The following is a 17,972-nucleotide window of genomic DNA, read 5'->3' as shown; positions in this document are numbered from 1 at the left end:
TCGGTGAAACCGGATGGAGCGGTGTCCGTTCGATGAGACGGTCGCTCCAGTAGGTGGAACTGGTGGGCAGCCCCACGCGTGCGGATCTAGGGGGTCAGCCGAACCGGCAGTTCGAAGAGGTCGTTCTGGGTCACCACCGGCTTGTTGCGCAGCTCGCTCGCCGGGACCGCCAGGTCCAGCCCCGGGAAGCGCTCGTACAGAGCGGGCAGCGCCACCGAGGCCTCCAGGCGGGACAGGGCCGCGCCCGGGCAGACGTGCGGGCCGTGCCCGAAGGAGATGTGGCGGCTCCTCGTCTCCCGGGTGATGTCGAAGTCGCCCGCCGTCGGGCCGTGCGCCTGCTCGTCGCGGCCTATCGCGCCGTACGAGACGATCAGCGCGTCACCCGCGGGGATCACCCGGTCGCCGACCGGGACGTCCTCGGTGGCGAAGCGGATCAGGACGTGTGAGGTGGGGGTGGAGTGGCGCAGGGTCTCCTCGACCACCGCCGACCAGTCGACCGCGCCCGAAAGGACCAGGGCACGCTGGTCGGGGTGGGTGGAGAGGTTGACCACCGCGTTGACGATCAGTGAGATCGTCGTCTCGTGTCCCGCCGCGACCATCAGCTGGAGCGTGGAGACGATCTCCTGGTCGGTGAGGTGGTCGCCGTTCTCGGAGGCCAGGATCAGGGCGGACGTCAGGTCGTCGCCGGGCTCCGCGCGCTTGGCGGCGAGCGTCTGCGCCATGATGCCCGCCAGCTCGGTGAGCGTGGCGACGACCTCGGCGGGCGGGGTCTGCGTCGAGAAGAACTTCTCGAACAGCTCCTTGAGCCGGGGCAGCTTCGACTCCTCGATGCCCATCAGGTCGGCGATGACGTACATGGGCAGCGGGTACGCGAAGGCCGCCTTCAGATCGACGACGCCACCCGAGAGGGTGACGTCACCAGGGAGATCGTCGAGCAGTCCCTCCGTGAGCTCGGTGATCCGTTCCCGCATCCGCTCCACCCGGCGCGGGGTGAGCGCCTGCGCGACGAGCGTGCGCATCCGACGGTGGTCGGCGCCGTCCACGGTGAGCATGGAACGGCCCGGGTTGGCGAGGCCGATCAAGGGCCAGTCCGCGGGGATCTCGCCGCGCTGCCAGGCGCCCCAGACATTGATGTCCTTGACCAGCCTGGGGTCGGTGAGCAGTGCCTTGGCCTCGGCGTGGTGGGTGACGGCCCAGACGGGGACACCGCCCGGCAGTTCGACGGCGGCCAGCGGGCCCGCCTCGCGCAGCCTGGCGCTCTCGCCCTCCAGGTCGGTGACTAAGGCGTCGAGGGCGATACGGGTCTCTTCGATGCCGGTCGTCATACGGAGTGCCTCCAGGGCGGGGTCGGGGTGTTACGTCGTTCCTGTGTCGGCGAGCAGGCGCCGGCGAAGGTCAGAGCGCGGGCACCGGCGTGAACCGGACCGGCAGCTCGGTCAGTCCCCTGAGCCAGGGCGAGGGCCGGCGCGTGAGGGACTCGGCGGGCACCGCCAGGTCGATGTCGGGCAGCCGGTCCAGTACGACCTCGATGGCTGTCCGCGCGATGACCTCGGCGATCTCCTGCGCCGGGAACGGGCAGCGGTGCTCACCGTGCCCGAAGGAGAAGTGCGCGTTGTTGCCGCCGGTGAGCGCGGACCCGTCGGTGCGTACCTGCGGGTCGGAGTTGGCGCCCTGGAGGCCGAGCAGCAGCAGGTCGCCGGCGCGGATGCGGCGCCCGCCGAGGTGGGTGTCGCGGGATGCCCAGCGGCCGGCGATGTTCTGCGAGGGGGTGTCCTCCCACAGCACCTCGTTCATGGCCTCGGCGACGCTGTTGCGGCCGCCGAAGAGGGAGGCGGCGAAACGGTCGTCGGTGAGCATCAGCCGCAGCGAGTTGCCGATCCAGTCGGCGGTGGGCTGGTGGCCCGCCGCCAGCATCACCACGACGTCCTGGCCGATCTCCTCGTCGGTGAAGCCGGAGGTGTCGGCGAGCATCCGGGACACGACGTCCTCGGCGGGGTTCGCCCTCCGGTCGGCCAGCAGTCCGGCCATGGAGCTGATCACATGGGTCTGGCCCGCGATCGCCCTGTCCCGGCCGTCGATCATGTCGTTGAGGGCGGTGACCAGGCCCGGACCCTGCTCGTCGGAGAAGCCGAAGAGGCGGGCGAGGACCCGCACCGGCAGCAGCATCGCGTAGTTCGCGATGAGGTCCGACTCGCCCTTGGCGCACACCGCGTCGATCAGTTCGTCGGCGAACCGCTCGGCGTGGCCGCGCAGTTCGGAGGCGTCCACCTCCTGCAGCGCGTTGCTGATCATGGCGGCGCGCTCGCGATGGCGTTCGCCGACGGTGTAGAGGATCGACGGCTGCTTGCGGCCGATCATCGGCAGCAGCGGCCAGTCGTCGGGGATGGTGTCCCACTGGTTCCACAGGTCCGAGTCCCGGCTGAACAGGACCGGGTCACCGGTGACCTGGTGCAGCTCGCGGTAGCCGAGCACCAGCCAGGCGGGCACGTCGCCGTCGAGCAGCACCGGCGTCACGGGGCCGTGCTCGCGTCGCATCTCCCGGTACAGACGGGCGGGTTCGGTCTGGAACCGGGGGCCGCTGAGCGGGACGGCTTCGGTGGTCACACGAACTCCTGTCGGGGCAAAGCGGCTTGGGCGGCCTGGTCGGCGTACCGGTCCTGGCCGGGGTACCGGTCTCGGCCGGCGTACTGGTCCTTGATGTGCTGGACCAGCGTGATGAGAACCTGCTTGCCGGACGCGCGGGAACGGGCGTCGCAGTCGATCAGTGGCACGTGCGGGTCGAGGTCGAGGGCCTCGCGGACGTCGGCCGCGGCGAAGGCGGGACCGCCGAAGTCGTTGCAGGCCACGATGAACGGCGTGCCGTGGTGTTCCAGGCGGTCGATGGCGTACCAGGAGTCGTCGATACGGCGGGTGTCGACGAGGACGACCGCGCCGAGCGTGCCGGAGAACAGGCGGTCCCACAGGAACCAGAACCGTTCCTGGCCGGGCGCGCCGAACAGATACAGCACGTTGCGGGCGTCGAGCGTGATGCGGCCGAAGTCGAAGGCGACGGTGGTCGCGGTCTTGCCGCTCACCTCGCTGATGTCGTCGACCGTTTCGCCCGCCCGGGTCATCGTCTCCTCCGTGTTGAGGGGACGTATCTCGCTCACCGAGCGGACCAGGGTCGTCTTGCCGACGCCGAAGCCGCCCACGACCACGATCTTCAGGCCGTTGTCGGCGGAGGCACCCAACGGGGTGCGCGCGTCAGAGATTGCGGAGTCCAACGAGCACCTGTTCCAGGAGGTCGGGTTCGGGTACGGCTGCCGTGTACGGGTGGCGGGCGCTGACGCGGCCCGCCGCGAGAAGGTCGGAGAGCAGGACCTTGGTGATGCTCACCGGCAGCCGCAGCTCGGCTGCGACCTCGACGACCGCAGTGGGGCGTTCGGCCATCCTGAGGATCGCCACGTGCTCCGACTGCATGCCGGGCCTGGGGTCGCTCTCGGCGACGACGAGGGTCACCAGGTCGAACGGGCTGTCGGAACCGGACCGGGTGCGCCCTTGGGTGAGGGTGTAGAGACGGTCCGGGGCGTCGTCCCTGCCGGGCCGACTCATGACGTACGCGGCTGCGCGGTCAGGTGCTCGCCGAGCTGCTCCACGAGCTCGCTCATGTTGTGGCCGACGAGCCCGACGTCCGCGTCCTCGGTGGTGACCACGGCGAGGTGCGCGCCCTGGCCGGCCTCGACGATGAACAGGACGCCTCCGTAGAACTCCGTCATCGCCGACCGCACGCCCCCGCTGCCGTCGCCGAACTCGACGGACGCCCCGTGGGACAGCGACTGGATGCCCGCGGCGATCGCGGCGAGCTGATCGGCCTGGTCGACGGTGAGCTCCGGCGTACGGCACAGCTTCAGGCCGTCGCGGGACAGCACGAGGGCGTGCCGTGCGCCCGGGGTCCGCTCCAGGAGGCCCTCGATGAGCCAGGTGAGCTTCTCGTCGGCGGTGGTCGTGCCGGTCATGAGGTGGGGTCGCCTTCCGGGTGCGCGTGCTGGTGTGACGGGGTGGCGGGGGTCGCCTCGGCCGGTGCGGCGACGGTGGAGTCACCTGGGCCGCCGTCCTGGTGCGGGGCGGCGGGGGGTTGGAGGGCGGCGGCCTGGTCCGGGGCGGCCGGGCCGGGGGCGGCCTGGTCGTTTCCGGAGGCCCGTACGGCCTGACGGAAGCTGTTGAAGCGGTTCGCCCGGGTCGTGGCGTCGTCGGCGGCGGGCGCGGGCCGCGGCTCGGTGGTACGGCCCGCGCCGAGCCGTCGCTCGGCCTCGGCCAGGGTCAGGCCACGGCGGCGCTTGGGCAGGCCCGCGGGCCACTCGTCCGCCACCGCGCTGTCCGCGGACTCGTGGACCGGCAGGGGATCGCGGTCCGTGGAGTCGTACGGGGGTACGGGATCGGGGTCCGTGGAGTCGTACGGCGACAGCGGTACGGGATCGGGGCCTGTTACGGGATCGGGGCTCGGGCCGGTGGTGGAGTCGGCCGGGGCGGGGGTCGCGCGGGGGCGTGGCGGCGGTGCGGCGGGCGGACTCGGCGGTGCGGCGGGCGGCTCGGCTGCGGCCGGGCTGGTGAGGATGTCCTGCGGGATGAGCAACAGGACGCCCGTGCCGCCGCGCGCGGAGGGCCGGAAGGAGACCTTCAGGCCGTACTTGCGGGCCAGCCGGCCGACCACGGAGAGGCCGAGCCGGGTGCCGGTGAGACCGCCGAGCCCGGGGGACTCGCCGGAGACGGCCTCCTCGGCCCGGCGCAGCTGCACCTCGCCCATGACGAGTCCGCTGTCCTCCACGGACACGATCACGCCGGCCGGTACCTCCTCCACGTACACATGGACCTCGGCGGTCGGCGGCGAGAAGTTGGCGGCGTTGTCGAGGAGTTCGGCGAGCGCGTGCATCGCGCCCTCGGCGGCGTGGCCGGCGACGGCGGCCTCACTGGCCGAGTGGACGCGCACCCGCTGATAGCCGCTGATGCGGCCCATCGCGCCCCGCAGGATCGACTCCATGACGATGGGGCGCGCCCAGCGGCGGCCGGAGCGGGCGCCGGTGAGGACCGCGACCGAGTCGGCCAGCCGGCCCGCCTGCGCGGTGCGGTGGTCGAGGTGCAGCAGGTCGGCGAGGACGTCCTCGTCGCTGTGCCGTTCCTCCATCGCCCGCAGGTCGGCGAGCATGCCGGTGGCGATGGCCTGCATCCGGCCGGCCGCGTTGGCGGTGGCGGAGATCGCGGCGGCGCGCTCGCTGGTGGCCCGGCGGAACTGTTCGCTGAGCCGGGAGTTCTCGTCGGCGAGGCGGTCGCGCTCCTCGGCGAGCTGGATGCGCTCGTCGGCGAAGGACACGGTGAGGCGTGCGCGTTCCTGGGCGAAGGACTCGGTGAGCTGGATACGTTCCTGGGCGAAGGACTCGGTGAACCGGGTGCGTTCCCGGTCGAGCTCGGCCCTCAGCCGGGCGCGTTCCCGGGCCAGGTCGCCGGTCAGGCGGTCGTGTTCCCGGCGGGACTCCTCGGCTATTCGCGCCCGTTCCTGGAGCAGTCGTCCGGCGTCCAGGGTGACGGCCTCCAGCCGGCGGCGGGTGAGCCGGGCCGTCTGAAAGCCGTGGGAGGCCAGGGTGACGGCCGCGCACAGCAACAGGGCGACAGCGCTCGCGCCCCAGGCCAGCGGGGTGCGCACGGACGAGGGCGCCCCCGCGACCGCGCCGGCGACCGCGAGGGCGGACAGGACGGCGGTGAGCAGCAGGGCCGGTGCGACGGTGCGGACGGCGGGGCGTTCGCCGGGGAGCGTGGGCGCGGTCATGAAGGGGATCCTCGGTCGGGTCCTCGGGCGGACGCCGTCGGGTCGCGGGCGGCCCTCGGTCGGGTCCTTGGTGTGTGTATGGGTGGTTCTGGGCAGGCGGGTATCAACACTGTGCGTTCAAGGCGCTCAACTGGCGGTCACTATAGGAGACTTTCTGATCGAATTGGGAAGGAACGCATTCCGTATTCGAAATGTGGCCTGGGCCCGGTCATGGAACGACATCCCGCCTGTGGACAACCGGCCTCGTCGTCGGTGGCGGGATGCACCATGGGTGCATGACGGATCTTGAGGCCGCTCTGCGCAAGACCGTCCGGGGCGAGGTCGGATTCGACGTCACCTCCCGGGCGTTGGTCACCATGGACGCGTCCAACTACCGGCGCGTCCCGCTCGGCGTAGTGGCCCCACGGGACGCCGACGACGTGGCGGCGGTACTCGCCGTGTGCCGGGAACACGGCGTGCCGGTCGTGGCCCGCGGCGGCGGGACGTCGATCGCCGGGCAGGCCACGGGCACGGGCGTCGTCCTGGACTTCACCCGGCACATGAACCGGCTGCTGTCCCTCGACCCGGAGGCGGGCACCGCGGTCGTGCAGCCGGGGCTGGTCCTGGACCGCCTCCAGGAGGCCGCCGCCCCGCACGGTCTGCGCTTCGGCCCGGATCCCTCCACCCACAGCCGCTGCACCCTCGGCGGGATGATCGGCAACAACTCCTGCGGCTCGCACTCGGTGGCCTGGGGCACGACCGCGGACAGCGTGCGGGAGCTGTCCGTGCTCACCGCGCGCGGAGAGCGGCTGCGGCCCGGACAGGGGTGGGCGGGCGCCCCGACGGGCCTGCGGGAGCTGGTGGACGGCCACCTGTCGATGCTCCGCACCGGCTTCCCCGAGCTGCCCCGCCGCATCTCCGGCTACGCCCTGGACGCGCTGCTGCCCGAGAACGGCGCCGACGTCGCCCGTTCCCTCTGCGGTTCGGAGGGCACGCTGGGCGTCCTGACGGAGGCGGTCGTGGGGCTGGTCCGGGCGCCACGCGCGCGTGCCCTGGCCGTGCTGGCCTACGCCGACGAAGGCGCGGCGGCGGAGGCGGCTGCCGGACTGCTGCCCCACGGGCCGCTCACCGTGGAGGGCATGGCGGCGGACCTCGTCCGCTCCACGGCCGACCTGCCCCGGGGCGGGGCCTGGCTGTTCGTGGAGACCGGCGGTGACACGCAATCGCAGGCCCGCGCGCGTGCGGAGGCGATCGTGCGCGCGGCGGACGTCGTCGACGCGCTCGTGGTGACGGACCCCGCCGGGCAGCGGGCGCTGTGGCGCATCCGCGAGGACGCGAGCGGCACGGCGACCCGGATGCCGGACGGCTCCGAGGCCTGGCCCGGCTGGGAGGACTGCGCGGTGCCCCCGCACCGGCTGGGCGCCTACCTGCGGGATTTCAGGGGCCTGCTGACGGCGCACGGGCTGCGCGGCACGCCGTACGGCCACTTCGGGGACGGCTGCATCCACGTCCGCATCGACTTCGACCTCCTGACGGACCCGGGCATCGCCCGCTTCCGGCACTTCTCACAGGAGCTGGCCGAGCTGGTCGTGGCCCACGGCGGTTCGCTGTCCGGGGAGCACGGGGACGGGCAGGCGAGGGCCGAGCTGCTGCCCCGCATGTACGGCGAGGAACTGGTGGGCCTGTTCGAGCGGGCGAAGGCGCTCTGGGACCCGGACGACCTCCTCAACCCGGGCATGCTGGTCCGCCCCGCCCCGCTCGACACCAACCTCCGCTTCTCCGTGCTCCCGCGCGGCGTGGACGTGGCCTTCGGCTACCCGGCGGACGGCGGCGACTTCTCGGCGGCCGTGCGCCGGTGCGTCGGGGTCGCGAAATGCCGTACGACGTCGGCGTCCGGGGCTGCTGTCATGTGCCCGTCCTTCCGGGCCACCGGAGAGGAGGAACACTCCACACGCGGGCGTGCCCGGCTGCTGCACGAGATGCTCGCGGGCGAGCTGGTCACCGACGGCTGGCGGTCCAAGGAGGTCCGGGACGCCCTCGACCTGTGCCTGTCCTGCAAGGGCTGCCGGTCCGACTGCCCGGTCGGGGTCGACATGGCCACGTACAAGGCGGAGTTCCTCCACCACCACTACGCCGGGCGGCGACGCCCGCTCGCGCACTACAGCATGGGGTGGCTGCCGGTGTGGCTGCGGGCGGTGGCCCGTACGCGTACGGCGTCCGTGGTCAACGCGCTCTCCGCCGTGCGGCCGTTCGCGTGGGCGGCGAAACGGGTGGGCGGCATCGCGGCGGAGCGGGAGATTCCGCGGGTGGCCACGGAGACGTTCAGCCGGTGGTGGAGGAGGCGAGAGTCTGTGGGCGGCTCCGGGGCTCTGGTGATCCTCTGGCCGGACACCTTCACCGAGCACCTGTCGCCGTCCGTGGGCCGGGCGGCCGTACGCGTACTGGAGGCGGCGAACCTGCGGGTGGCGCTGCCGCCGACGCTGCGGATGCGCGTGCGACCCGTGGGGGACGGCACGTCGAAGGCCGCGATTTCCCTGCTGAGCATGCGGCGAAGCCGCGTCTGCTGCGGGCTGACCTATGTCTCGACGGGCCAGCTCGACCGCGCCCGTACGGTCATGCGCCGCACGCTGGACCTGATGGCGCCGGTGCTGGAGTCGGACGCCCCGGTCGTCGTCCTGGAACCCAGCTGCGCGGCCGCTCTCCGCACGGACCTGCCGGAACTCCTCCACGACGACCCCCGGGCCGCCCTCCTGGCGTCCCGGATCCTGACCTTCGCCGAGGCCCTGGAACGCCTCGCCCCCGACTGGGCCCCGCCCCGCCTGGACCGCCCGGCGACCGGCCAGACCCACTGCCACCAGCACGCGGTACTCGGCGATGCCCCCGACCGCCGCCTGCGCGAGGCCGCCGGCCTCACCGGCGAGCTGGCCGGCGGCTGCTGCGGACTCGCGGGCAACTTCGGCTTCGAGAAGGGCCACTACGAGGTGTCGGCCGCGTGCGCGGAGGAGCGGTTGCTGCCCGCGGCACGAGCGGCGGAGGGCGAGGGCGCGGTGGTGCTGGCGGACGGGTTCTCGTGCCGGACGCAGCTGGAGCAGTTGGCGGGAGTGCGGGGGCGGCATGTGGCGGAGGTGCTGGCGGAAGGGCTTGAAGGGGCTTGAAGGACGAGGCCGGGAAGGGCAATGACCGGGCCGCGGGCTCCCTGGCATGATCACGGCGTGACCCGTGAGTCTGTACGGCCCCGCCCCAGGAAGTACGTCCTCTTCGATGTCGACGGCACGTGATCGACGCCGTGGACAACCAGCGCCGGGTCTGGGGGACGTGGGCGGGCCGGTACGGCCTGGACGCCGACGAGGTCCACCGGGTGGCGTTGCGGACCCGGCCGATGGAGACCTTCGCGGCGGTGGCCCCGGACCAGGATCCGGGGGAGTGCCTGACCGCCCTGCACACACTGGAGGACGAGGACGTCCGCTCCGGCGTCTACAGGGCGTGCCGTACCTGGTCGTCACGGTGTTCGGCGGTGCCGGTGAAGTTGTAGAAGAAGCGGCGCGGGCTGCCGGTGGGGTTGCCGTGGGTGTCGAGGCGCCAGGCGGCGAGGTGGTCGGCGTTCATGTCGACGCCGATCACGCCGTGGGCGAGCACTGCCTCGATCGGGAGGGCGGGGCTGGGCGGGAACTGCCAGGACGCGGTCAGATACCAGCGGTCCCGGCCGGTATCGAGGTGGATGCGGTAGGCGATCGCCCGGTTGGCCGCGACGCGATCCGCCCACTCCTCGCCCCGGTGCGCGAACGTGACCCGGCAGGCCAGGACGTACCGTCCGTGCGGGGCGTTGGCCAGATGCGTCAGCGGTGCGGGCAGTTTGAGGCTCACCACCCCGTCGGGGCTGACCCGGATCGTCTCGTTGCCGTACCGCTTCCCGGACTCCCCGTCCGCCTGGCAGAACCAGCGCTCCGCCTCCCAGCGCCCACGCCACGCGGACTCCGTCAGCTGAGCCGCCTCCAAGTGGTGCCGGGGGCGGGCCAGGCGTTTGCCGCCGCGTGCGACGTGGACGATGCCGGCCTCGCGGTCGGCCCGCGCGGCAGCCAGCCGGTCCTCCAGTACCCGCAGGCGCCTTGACTTCGCGTGCCATTCCCGCTCGGACCGGTAGCCCCCGGGCGTCTTCCTCGTCCACTTCTGCCCGACCGGCTGGGACAGCCGGTGCTCGATGGTGCGGACGCCGGCTTCCAGGGTGTGGATGTGTGCGAGCTGGCAGCGGCGGGCCAGCGCCCACTGGTCGTGCGTGGCTTGGTGATGCTGCCCGCCCACCGGGACGACGACAGCGGCGTCAGCTCCCGCTTACGCACCGCCCACGCCTCAGTGGAGTGCTCCAGGCCGTCCCGGCACCGCGTCTTGAGGTCCTTCGAAGCCAGCGACCCCAGATCGCGCCCACCAGACGCAGCACCTTCTCATCGCCGGGCGTCAGGTGCTTGAGACAGGTCCGCACGGCCACACCATCAGGACCGGGCGCGACGAACGGCTCCGCAACGCTCCTCAGCTCACCCACCCCGTCACGCTCCCGCCCGAAGAACCCTGTCGCCATGACAAAGGAGCACCCCACAGGAAGGTCACGTATTCGATGAAAGAACGTCAGTTCCCCGCCGGAAGCGACCCCACGGCCGAGGCGCGCGACACGACACGCCTGCGGGAAGCGGCCCCGGACATCCTCGCCTTCACCCGTGCGGAGGGGCCGGCCGGGGTGCGATGACCGAGGGCGACTCGAGCCTCACGGACATGGGCTGCCGCACTTCATAGGCTGGCGGGCCCTGCCACCGCCAAGGAGTCCCGCGCATGCCCCTCCGCGTCCAGCCCGTCTCGCGCGACGAACATCTCGCCTTCGTCGCGGCCCGCCCCTCCGCCAGCCACATGCAGGTCCCCTCCTGGGGTGAGGTGAAGCCGGACTGGCGGGCGGAGAGCCTGGGGTGGTTCGACGAGGAGGGGCGGCTGGTGGGGGCCGGGCTCGCGCTGTTCCGGCCGGTGCCGAAGCTGAAGAAGTACCTCGCGTACCTGCCCGAGGGACCGCTGATCGACTGGTACGCGAGCGATCTCGACCGCTGGCTGGACCCGATGCTCGCCCACCTCAAGGGACAGGGCGCCTTCTCGGTCAGGATGGGCCCGCCCGTCGTCGTACGCCGATGGGGTGCCGACGCGGTGAAGGCGGCGATCGCCGATCCGGCGGCGCGACGGCTCGGGGACGCGGAGGCGACGTCGTACGAACCGCGTGCCGTCGACGTGGCGGGGCGGCTGCTGCGGGCCGGCTGGCAGCGGACCGCGTCCGGGAGCGAGGGCGGCTTCGCGGCCGGGCAGCCCCGGTACGTCTTCCAGGTGCCGTTCGCCGGACGGTCGCTGGAGGACATCCACGGCGGCCTCAACCAGCAGTGGCGGCGCAACATCAAGAAGGCGGAGAAGGCCGGGGTGAAGGTCGTCCGCGGCGGTGAGGAGGACCTGCCCGCCTTCTACGGGCTGTACCTGGAGACCGCCGAGCGCGACCGCTTCCTTCCGCGCCCGCTGTCCTACTTCCAGCGCATGTGGACCGCGCTCACCGCCGAGCACCCCGACCGCATGCGGCTCTACCTCGCCCATCACGACGGCGACGTCCTCGCCGCCGCCACCATGCTCACCGTCGGCGACCACGTCTGGTACTCGTACGGCGCCTCCACCAGCCGCAAGCGCGAGGTCCAGCCCAACAACGCCATGCAGTGGCGCATGATGACCGACGCCCACGAACTCGGCGCCGCCGTCTACGACTTCCGGGGCATCACCGACACGCTGGAGGAGTCCAACCACCTCCTGGGTCTCCTGCGCTTCAAGGCGGGCGCGGGCGGTGAGGCCGTCGAGTACCTGGGGGAGTGGGACTTCCCGGTCAACCGGCTGCTGCACAAGGCGCTGGGTCTGTACATGTCCCGCCGGTAGCCCCTCGGGTCCGCTGCGGCGACGCGCCCTGGGTGAGACAGTTGCGTAAGGGGTTCACACACCTGGCGCAGTCCATTACTGTGGACTCCGGAGTACAGTGAGATGTACGAACCCCGAGCCGCCCCGGAAGGCACCGTGAGCACCCCCAGCGCAGCCACCACCCCCTCCAGCACTCCGACGCCGGTCGGTGCCGCGCCCGCTCCGGACGGCACCCCGCAGCGCCGGGGCTCCCTCGGGCCGGTGGGGCTGCTGCTCGCCGGGGGCGTCTCGGTGCAGTTCGGCGGCGCGCTCGCCGTGCTGCTGATGCCGAGGGCCGGCGCGCTCGGCGTGGTCACCCTGCGTCTGCTGGCGGCGGCACTCGTGCTGCTGCTGATCTGCCGGCCCCGGTTGCGCGGCCACTCCCGCGCGGACTGGGGCACGGTCGTCGTCTTCGGCGTCACCATGGCCGCGATGAACGGCCTCTTCTACCAGGCCGTCGACCGCATCCCGCTGGGTGCGGCCGTCACCCTGGAAGTGCTCGGCCCCCTCACCCTGTCGGTCCTGTCCTCCCGCCGCGCGCTCAACCTCGTGTGGGCGGGCCTCGCCCTCGCGGGCGTCTTCCTCCTCGGCGGCGGAGGCTTCAGTGACCTCGACCCCGCAGGCGTCGCCTTCGCGCTGGGGGCGGGCGCCATGTGGGCGGCGTACATCGTCTTCAGCGCGCGTACGGGCCGCCGCTTCCCGAAGGCGGACGGACTCGCGCTGGCCATGGTGGTGGCCGCCCTGCTGTTCCTCCCCCTGGGCATGGCCGAGGCGGGCACGAAACTCCTCGACCCGACGACGATCGCCCTCGGCTCGGCGGTCGCCCTCCTGTCCTCCGTCCTGCCCTACACCCTCGAACTCCTCGCCCTGCGCCGCCTGCCCGCCTCCACGTTCGCGATCCTCATGAGCCTGGAACCGGCCATCGCCGCGGCTGCCGGCTTCCTGATCCTCAACCAGGCGCTGACGGTGCCGGAGGCCGCCGCGATCGCCCTCGTCATCGCCGCGAGCATGGGGGCGGTGCGGACGCAGGTGGGACGGGGGAGGCCGAAGACCCTCGACGGCTGAGCCCGAGCACGGCGGTCGCGTCACCGGGCGGCCAGGCGGCCGGGCTCCCCGACACTTCAGGCCGAGGTCAGCCGGCCCGCCAAGGCGAAGGGGCCTGTCGGCGGTGTACTGCCGCCCCGTCAGCCGTCGAAGCGGTGGCGGGCGGCCTCGATGTGACCGAGGTACTGATGGGTCCAGTCGCACATCCCGTCGACCGTCTTCCGCAGGCCCTGGCCCGCCTCGGTGAGGGTGTACTCGACCCGTGGCGGCACGGTGGGGTACACGGTCCGCTCGACCAGGCCGTTGCGCTCCAGCATGCGCAGGTTCTGGGTGAGCATCTTGTGGCTGATCCCCTCGATCTCGTTCCGCAGCTCACCGAAGCGGCGGGTGCGATCGCCGAGCGTCTCGATGATCAGAAGCGCCCACTTGTTGGCGACGTCCGAGAAGATCTCCCGCGCCAGAGAGTCCGCGCGCGTCAGGTCAGCGTCCTCGGGCGAGCCCTTGAACTGCTTGGTCACCATCAGGTTCCCCAGTCACCGAAAAGTGCGTTCTTCCACGTCAGCGACCACTCTCCTATGGTTCCTGAGTAACCACAAGAGAGTGAACGGGCCTTCGGGCTCTCATGACGAGAAGGCGGACACCATGGCCATCACCCTGGTCAACCCCAGCGGACTGCCGGAGATCGACGTCTACCACCAGGTGTCGATCGCGTCGGGGTCGAAGCTGGTCTTCATCGCCGGGCAGGTCGCCTGGGACGCCGACGGGGTGACGGTCGGCGAAGGCGACCTCGCCGCCCAGGTGGAGCAGAGCTACCTCAACGTCGGCACCGCCCTGGCCGGCATCGGCGCATCCTTCGACGACGTGGCGAAACTGACCGTCTACGTCGTCGACTGGACCCCCGACAAGATGCCCCTGTTCCTGGAAGGCGTCGCTCGGGCGTCCGCGAAGCTGGGCGTCACCCCCGTACCCCCGGGCACCCTGCTGGGCGTCGCCGCACTGGACATCCCCGAGCACCTGGTGGAGGTGGAGGCGACCGCGGTCGTCGACTGAGAACCAAAGTCCCTCGCGGAAATTCATGCAAGCATGCTTGCTTGTTTCTGGGCCCGCTGCCATGCTCCCCCCATGGCCGACCCGACGCCCGTGTTCGCAGACCTGCGTGCCGAGAGCGAGGAACTCGACCGGCTCGTCGCCGAGTTGAGCCCGGAGCAATGGGACCTCGCCACCCCCGCCCCCCGCTGGACCATCGCCCACCAGATCGCGCACCTCGCCTGGACCGACCGCTCGGCGCTGCTCGCGGTCACCGACGAGGACGCGTTCCGGGGCCTGGTGGAGAAGGCGCTCGCCGCCCCCGGCTCCTTCGTCGACGAGGGCGCGGAGGAGGGCGCCCGGCTCGCGCCCGCAGACCTGCTCTCCCGGTGGCGCGAGGGCCGTACCGCACTCGACGCGGCCCTGCGCTCCGCACCGCCCGGCGCCCGCTTCCCCTGGTACGGCCCGCCCATGTCCGCGGCCTCCATGGCCACCGGCCGCCTGATGGAGACCTGGGCCCACGGCCAGGACGTCGCGGACGCGCTGCAAGCCACCCGCACCCCCACCGACCGGCTCCGGCACGTCGTCCGCATCGGCGTGCGCACCCGGGACTTCGCCTTCGGGGCGCACGGACTGACCCCGCCGGCCGGGGAGTTCCGCGTCGAACTCACCGGCCCGGGCGGTGACATGTGGTCGTACGGGCCCGAAGAGGCCGCTCAGCGCGTCACCGGGCCCGCCCTCGACTTCTGTCTCCTGGTCACCCAGCGGGCCCACCGCGCCGACCTCGCCCTGCGTGCCGACGGCCCCGACGCCGACCGCTGGCTGGACGTCGCCCAGGCCTTCGCGGGCCCGCCCGGCACCGGACGCGCCCCCGAAGGAGCCGGCCGGTGACACCCCTGCGCATCGGCAACGCCTCCGGCTTCTACGGCGACCGCTTCGACGCGATGCGCGAGATGCTCACCGGCGGCGAACTCGACGTCCTCACCGGCGACTACCTCGCCGAACTGACGATGCTCATCCTCGGCCGGGACCGGCTCAAGGACCCGGGCACCGGCTACGCCCGCACCTTCCTGCGCCAGCTGGAGGACTGCCTGGGGCTCGCACACGAGCGGGGCGTGCGGATCGTCGCCAACGCCGGCGGGCTCAACCCGGCCGGACTCGCCCGTGCCGTACGGGAGCTGGCCGAGCGGCTGGGCATCCCCGTCCGGGTCGCGCACGTCGAGGGCGACGACCTGAAGGACCGGTACCCGGACAGCCTCGCCGCCCACGCCTACCTCGGCGGCTTCGGCATCGCGGCCTGTCTGCGGGAGGGCGCGGACATCGTCGTCACCGGGCGGGTGACGGACGCCGCGCTGGTCACCGGGCCCGCCGTCGCGCACTTCGGCTGGGGGCCGCAGGAGTACGACAAGCTGGCGGGGGCCGTCGTCGCGGGGCACGTGCTGGAGTGCGGCGCCCAGGCCACCGGCGGCAACTACGCCTTCTTCGGCGAGGGCGGCGCCACCCTCCCCGGCTTCCCCCTCGCCGAGCTCCACGAGAACGGCGACAGCGTCATCACCAAGCACCCCGGCACCGGCGGCCTGGTCGACCTCGGCACGGTGACGGCCCAGCTGCTGTACGAGACGGCCGGGGCCCGCTATCCGGGACCGGACGTCACCGCCCGCCTCGACACCGCACGGCTCACCCAGGAGGGCCCCGACCGGGTGCGGATCGACGGCGTCCGGGGCGAGGCCCCGCCTCCGACGCTCAAGGTCGGCGTCAACCGCCTCGGCGGCTTCCGCAACGAGGTCGTCTTCGTCCTCACCGGGCTGGAGATCGAGTCCAAGGCGGCGCTGGTGCGGCAGCAGATGCGGGCCGCGTTCACCACGTCCCGCCCCGAGCACGTCGACTGGGACCTCGTGCGCACCGACCGGCCCGACGCCGACTCCGAGGAGACCGCGAGCGCGCTGCTGCGGCTCGTCGTGCGGGACCCCGTCCAGGAGAGCGTCGGCCGGGTGCTGAGCGGAGCCGCCGTCGAGCTGGCGCTCGCCAGTTACCCAGGCTTCCACGTGCTGGCACCCCCGGGCAAGGGCACGCCCTACGGGGTCTTCGAGGCGGCCCACGTCCCGCACACCGACGTCGGCCAGGTGGCCGTCCTCCACGACGGCCGCCGGATCCCCGTGGCACCGGCCCACGACACCCTCGTACTCGACAGCGTTCCCGAGCCACCGCTGCCCGAGCCGCTCCCCGCAGGGCCGCTGCGACGCGCCCCGCTCGGCCTGGTCGCCGGCGCCCGCAGCGGGGACAAGGGCGGGGACGCCAACGTCGGGGTCTGGGCCCGCACCGAGGACGCCTGGCGGTGGCTCGCCCACGAACTGACCGCCGACCGGTTCCGGCAGCTGATCCCCGAAAGCCGTGAACTGAACGTCACCCGGCACGCCCTGCCCAACCTGCACGCCCTCAACTTCCTCGTCGAGGGCATCCTCGGCGAGGGCGTCGCCGCCCGGCACCGCTTCGACCCGCAGGCCAAGGCCCTGGGCGAATGGCTGCGCTCCCGCCACCTGGACATCCCGGAGGCCCTCTTGTGACGGTCATCAGCTCCACCCTGGACACCGCCGGCGCCGACTTCCGGGCCAACCGCGAAGCCATGCTCGCCAAGCTGGACCAGTTGACCGCCGAGCACGTGAAGGCGCTCGCCGGCGGCGGCGAGAAGTACGTCGCCCGGCACCGGCAGCGCGGCAAGCTCCTCGCCCGCGAACGCGTCGAACTGCTCCTGGACCCCGACACGCCCTTCCTGGAACTGTCGCCACTGGCCGCCTGGGGCAGCGAGTACGCGGTGGGCGCCTCCCTGATCACCGGCATCGGTGTCGTCGAGGGCGTGGAGTGCCTGATCACCGCCAACGACCCGACCGTGCGCGGCGGCGCCAGCAACCCCTGGTCGCTGAAGAAAGCCCTCCGCGCCAACGACATCGCGCTCGCCAACCGGCTGCCCTGCATCAGCCTGGTGGAGTCCGGCGGGGCCGACCTGCCCTCCCAGAAGGAGATCTTCATCCCCGGGGGCGCGATCTTCCGGGACCTCACCCGGCTCTCCGCCGCCGGGATCCCCACCGTCGCGGTCGTCTTCGGCAACTCGACCGCGGGCGGCGCCTACATCCCCGGCATGTCCGACCACGTGATCATGGTCAAGGAGCGCGCGAAGGTGTTCCTCGGTGGGCCGCCGCTCGTGAAGATGGCCACCGGCGAGGAGAGCGACGACGAGTCGCTGGGCGGCGCGGAGATGCACGCGCGCGTGTCGGGCCTCGCCGACCACTTCGCCGTCGACGAGCCGGACGCCCTGCACCAGGCCAGGCGCGTGGTGGCCCGCCTCAACCACCGCAAGGCGTACGGCGATCCAGGGCCGGCCCTCCCTCCCAAGTATGACGAGGACGAGCTCCTGGGGATCGTCCCCGGCGACCTCAGGACCCCGTTCGACCCGCGCGAGGTCGTCGCCCGGATCGTCGACGCCTCCGACTTCGACGAGTTCAAACCGCTGTACGGGACGAGCCTGGTCACCGGGTGGGCCACCCTGCACGGCTATCCCTTGGGAGTACTGGCGAACGCCCAAGGGGTGCTCTTCAGCGAGGAGTCCCAGAAGGCCGCCCAGTTCATCCAGCTCGCCAACCAGCGCGACATCCCGCTGCTCTTCCTGCACAACACCACCGGCTACATGGTCGGCAAGGAGTACGAGCAGGGCGGCATCATCAAGCACGGCGCGATGATGATCAACGCGGTCAGCAACTCGAAGGTCCCGCACCTGTCGGTCCTCCTGGGCGCCTCCTACGGCGCCGGCCACTACGGCATGTGCGGCCGCGCCTACGACCCCCGCTTCCTCTTCGCCTGGCCCAGCGCCAAGTCCGCCGTCATGGGCCCCCAGCAGCTCGCCGGCGTCCTCTCGATCGTCGCCCGGCAGTCCGCGCTCGCGAAGGGCCGGCCCTACGACGAGGACGCCGACGCCGCCCTGCGCGCCATGGTGGAGCAGCAGATCGAGTCCGAGTCCCTGCCGATGTTCCTGTCCGGGCGGCTGTACGACGACGGCGTCATCGACCCGCGCGACACCCGTACCGTCCTCGGCCTGTGCCTGTCCGCGATCCACACGGCGCCCTACGAGGGCGCGCGCGGTGGCTTCGGCGTCTTCCGGATGTGAGAC

Annotated in this window: 15 protein-coding genes and 2 pseudogenes; 9 read left to right on the top strand and 8 right to left on the bottom strand. The window is 72.4% G+C overall.

Features of this window, described 5'->3' with window-relative positions; genetic code table 11:
* Positions 1-86: 86 nt before the first annotated feature.
* The 6 genes from KUM49_RS12770 to KUM49_RS12745 all read right to left on the bottom strand — a co-directional run bounded on the left by KUM49_RS12770 (position 87) and on the right by KUM49_RS12745 (position 5,800).
* Positions 87-1,325, bottom strand: coding sequence for a cytochrome P450 (locus KUM49_RS12770; RefSeq protein WP_217236907.1), 1,239 nt, complete (start codon positions 1,323-1,325; stop codon positions 87-89).
* 70 nt (positions 1,326-1,395) lie between these two features.
* Positions 1,396-2,604, bottom strand: a complete 1,209-nt coding sequence (locus KUM49_RS12765) for a cytochrome P450 (protein ID WP_217236906.1) — start codon at positions 2,602-2,604, stop codon at positions 1,396-1,398.
* Entirely contained in the window at positions 2,601-3,263 is a 663-nt protein-coding gene (locus KUM49_RS12760; RefSeq protein ID WP_374200149.1) for an ATP/GTP-binding protein, read from the bottom strand. The genes KUM49_RS12765 and KUM49_RS12760 overlap by 4 nt, the downstream gene beginning before the upstream one ends.
* The gene (locus KUM49_RS12755; RefSeq protein WP_217236905.1) at positions 3,244-3,591 is read right to left on the bottom strand and encodes a DUF742 domain-containing protein; all 348 of its coding nucleotides are present in this window, start codon (positions 3,589-3,591) and stop codon (positions 3,244-3,246) included. The genes KUM49_RS12760 and KUM49_RS12755 overlap by 20 nt, the downstream gene beginning before the upstream one ends.
* Entirely contained in the window at positions 3,588-3,995 is a 408-nt protein-coding gene (locus KUM49_RS12750; protein WP_217236904.1) for a roadblock/LC7 domain-containing protein, read from the bottom strand. The genes KUM49_RS12755 and KUM49_RS12750 overlap by 4 nt, the downstream gene beginning before the upstream one ends.
* Positions 3,992-5,800, bottom strand: a complete 1,809-nt coding sequence (locus KUM49_RS12745; RefSeq protein WP_217236903.1) for a sensor histidine kinase — start codon at positions 5,798-5,800, stop codon at positions 3,992-3,994. Before KUM49_RS12745 ends, KUM49_RS12750 begins: the two co-directional genes overlap by 4 nt.
* A 275-nt stretch (positions 5,801-6,075) precedes the next feature.
* On the opposite strand from KUM49_RS12745, the gene KUM49_RS12740 reads away from it, so the two are divergent.
* The gene (locus tag KUM49_RS12740; protein WP_217236902.1) at positions 6,076-8,934 is read left to right on the top strand and encodes an FAD-binding and (Fe-S)-binding domain-containing protein; all 2,859 of its coding nucleotides are present in this window, start codon (positions 6,076-6,078) and stop codon (positions 8,932-8,934) included.
* Positions 8,935-8,991: 57 nt separating this feature from the next.
* A pseudogene (locus KUM49_RS12735) lies at positions 8,992-9,263 on the top strand (phosphatase); the annotation flags it as partial.
* On the opposite strand, the pseudogene KUM49_RS12730 reads toward KUM49_RS12735, so the two are convergent.
* Positions 9,257-10,316, bottom strand: a pseudogene (locus tag KUM49_RS12730) (IS200/IS605 family accessory protein TnpB-related protein); the annotation flags it as partial. The pseudogenes KUM49_RS12735 and KUM49_RS12730 sit on opposite strands and share 7 nt — an antisense overlap.
* A gap of 72 nt (positions 10,317-10,388) precedes the next feature.
* On the opposite strand from KUM49_RS12730, the gene KUM49_RS49780 reads away from it, so the two are divergent.
* From KUM49_RS49780 to KUM49_RS12720, 3 genes are all read left to right on the top strand, one after another.
* Entirely contained in the window at positions 10,389-10,517 is a 129-nt protein-coding gene (locus KUM49_RS49780; protein ID WP_302185429.1) for a hypothetical protein, read from the top strand.
* Positions 10,518-10,600: 83 nt separating this feature from the next.
* Positions 10,601-11,722 (top strand): peptidoglycan bridge formation glycyltransferase FemA/FemB family protein, encoded by a 1,122-nt coding sequence (locus KUM49_RS12725; protein ID WP_217236901.1) that lies wholly within the window; start codon positions 10,601-10,603, stop codon positions 11,720-11,722.
* Between the two features lie 135 nt (positions 11,723-11,857).
* The gene (locus KUM49_RS12720) at positions 11,858-12,805 is read left to right on the top strand and encodes a DMT family transporter (RefSeq protein ID WP_217236900.1); all 948 of its coding nucleotides are present in this window, start codon (positions 11,858-11,860) and stop codon (positions 12,803-12,805) included.
* 119 nt (positions 12,806-12,924) lie between these two features.
* Here the strand turns inward: KUM49_RS12720 and KUM49_RS12715 are convergent, their stop codons facing one another.
* The gene (locus KUM49_RS12715) at positions 12,925-13,305 is read right to left on the bottom strand and encodes a helix-turn-helix domain-containing protein (RefSeq protein WP_217236899.1); all 381 of its coding nucleotides are present in this window, start codon (positions 13,303-13,305) and stop codon (positions 12,925-12,927) included.
* Positions 13,306-13,426: 121 nt separating this feature from the next.
* On the opposite strand from KUM49_RS12715, the gene KUM49_RS12710 reads away from it, so the two are divergent.
* From KUM49_RS12710 to KUM49_RS12695, 4 genes are all read left to right on the top strand, one after another.
* On the top strand, positions 13,427-13,834 hold the full coding sequence (locus KUM49_RS12710; protein WP_217236898.1) for a RidA family protein: 408 nt from the start codon (positions 13,427-13,429) through the stop codon (positions 13,832-13,834).
* Positions 13,835-13,906: 72 nt separating this feature from the next.
* The gene (locus KUM49_RS12705; protein WP_217236897.1) at positions 13,907-14,701 is read left to right on the top strand and encodes a TIGR03084 family metal-binding protein; all 795 of its coding nucleotides are present in this window, start codon (positions 13,907-13,909) and stop codon (positions 14,699-14,701) included.
* On the top strand, positions 14,698-16,374 hold the full coding sequence (locus KUM49_RS12700; protein WP_217236896.1) for an acyclic terpene utilization AtuA family protein: 1,677 nt from the start codon (positions 14,698-14,700) through the stop codon (positions 16,372-16,374). Before KUM49_RS12705 ends, KUM49_RS12700 begins: the two co-directional genes overlap by 4 nt.
* Positions 16,329-17,969: a carboxyl transferase domain-containing protein gene (locus KUM49_RS12695; RefSeq protein WP_254401145.1), complete on the top strand. Its 1,641-nt coding sequence runs from the start codon at positions 16,329-16,331 to the stop codon at positions 17,967-17,969. The genes KUM49_RS12700 and KUM49_RS12695 overlap by 46 nt, the downstream gene beginning before the upstream one ends.
* The last annotated feature ends 3 nt before the right edge of the window (positions 17,970-17,972 follow it).

The organism is Streptomyces sp. AC555_RSS877 (assembly GCF_019049245.1).
In the GTDB taxonomy this organism is placed as follows: Bacteria; Actinomycetota; Actinomycetes; order Streptomycetales; family Streptomycetaceae; genus Streptomyces.
This window is presented reverse-complemented; position numbering and strand designations above follow the sequence as displayed.

Excerpts from the sequence above, each read along its gene's own strand:
- KUM49_RS12770 (WP_217236907.1), bottom strand. The coding sequence starts at position 1,325 with ATGACGACCGGCATCGAAGAGACCCGTATCGCCCTCGACGCCTTAGTC.
- KUM49_RS12755 (WP_217236905.1), bottom strand. The coding sequence starts at position 3,591 with ATGAGTCGGCCCGGCAGGGACGACGCCCCGGACCGTCTCTACACCCTC.
- KUM49_RS12750 (WP_217236904.1), bottom strand. The coding sequence starts at position 3,995 with ATGACCGGCACGACCACCGCCGACGAGAAGCTCACCTGGCTCATCGAG.
- KUM49_RS12745 (WP_217236903.1), bottom strand. The coding sequence starts at position 5,800 with ATGACCGCGCCCACGCTCCCCGGCGAACGCCCCGCCGTCCGCACCGTC.
- KUM49_RS12740 (WP_217236902.1), top strand. The coding sequence starts at position 6,076 with ATGACGGATCTTGAGGCCGCTCTGCGCAAGACCGTCCGGGGCGAGGTC.
- KUM49_RS49780 (WP_302185429.1), top strand. The coding sequence starts at position 10,389 with ATGAAAGAACGTCAGTTCCCCGCCGGAAGCGACCCCACGGCCGAGGCG.
- KUM49_RS12725 (WP_217236901.1), top strand. The coding sequence starts at position 10,601 with ATGCCCCTCCGCGTCCAGCCCGTCTCGCGCGACGAACATCTCGCCTTC.
- KUM49_RS12715 (WP_217236899.1), bottom strand. The coding sequence starts at position 13,305 with ATGGTGACCAAGCAGTTCAAGGGCTCGCCCGAGGACGCTGACCTGACG.
- KUM49_RS12710 (WP_217236898.1), top strand. The coding sequence starts at position 13,427 with ATGGCCATCACCCTGGTCAACCCCAGCGGACTGCCGGAGATCGACGTC.
- KUM49_RS12705 (WP_217236897.1), top strand. The coding sequence starts at position 13,907 with ATGGCCGACCCGACGCCCGTGTTCGCAGACCTGCGTGCCGAGAGCGAG.
- KUM49_RS12695 (WP_254401145.1), top strand. The coding sequence starts at position 16,329 with ATGGCTGCGCTCCCGCCACCTGGACATCCCGGAGGCCCTCTTGTGACG.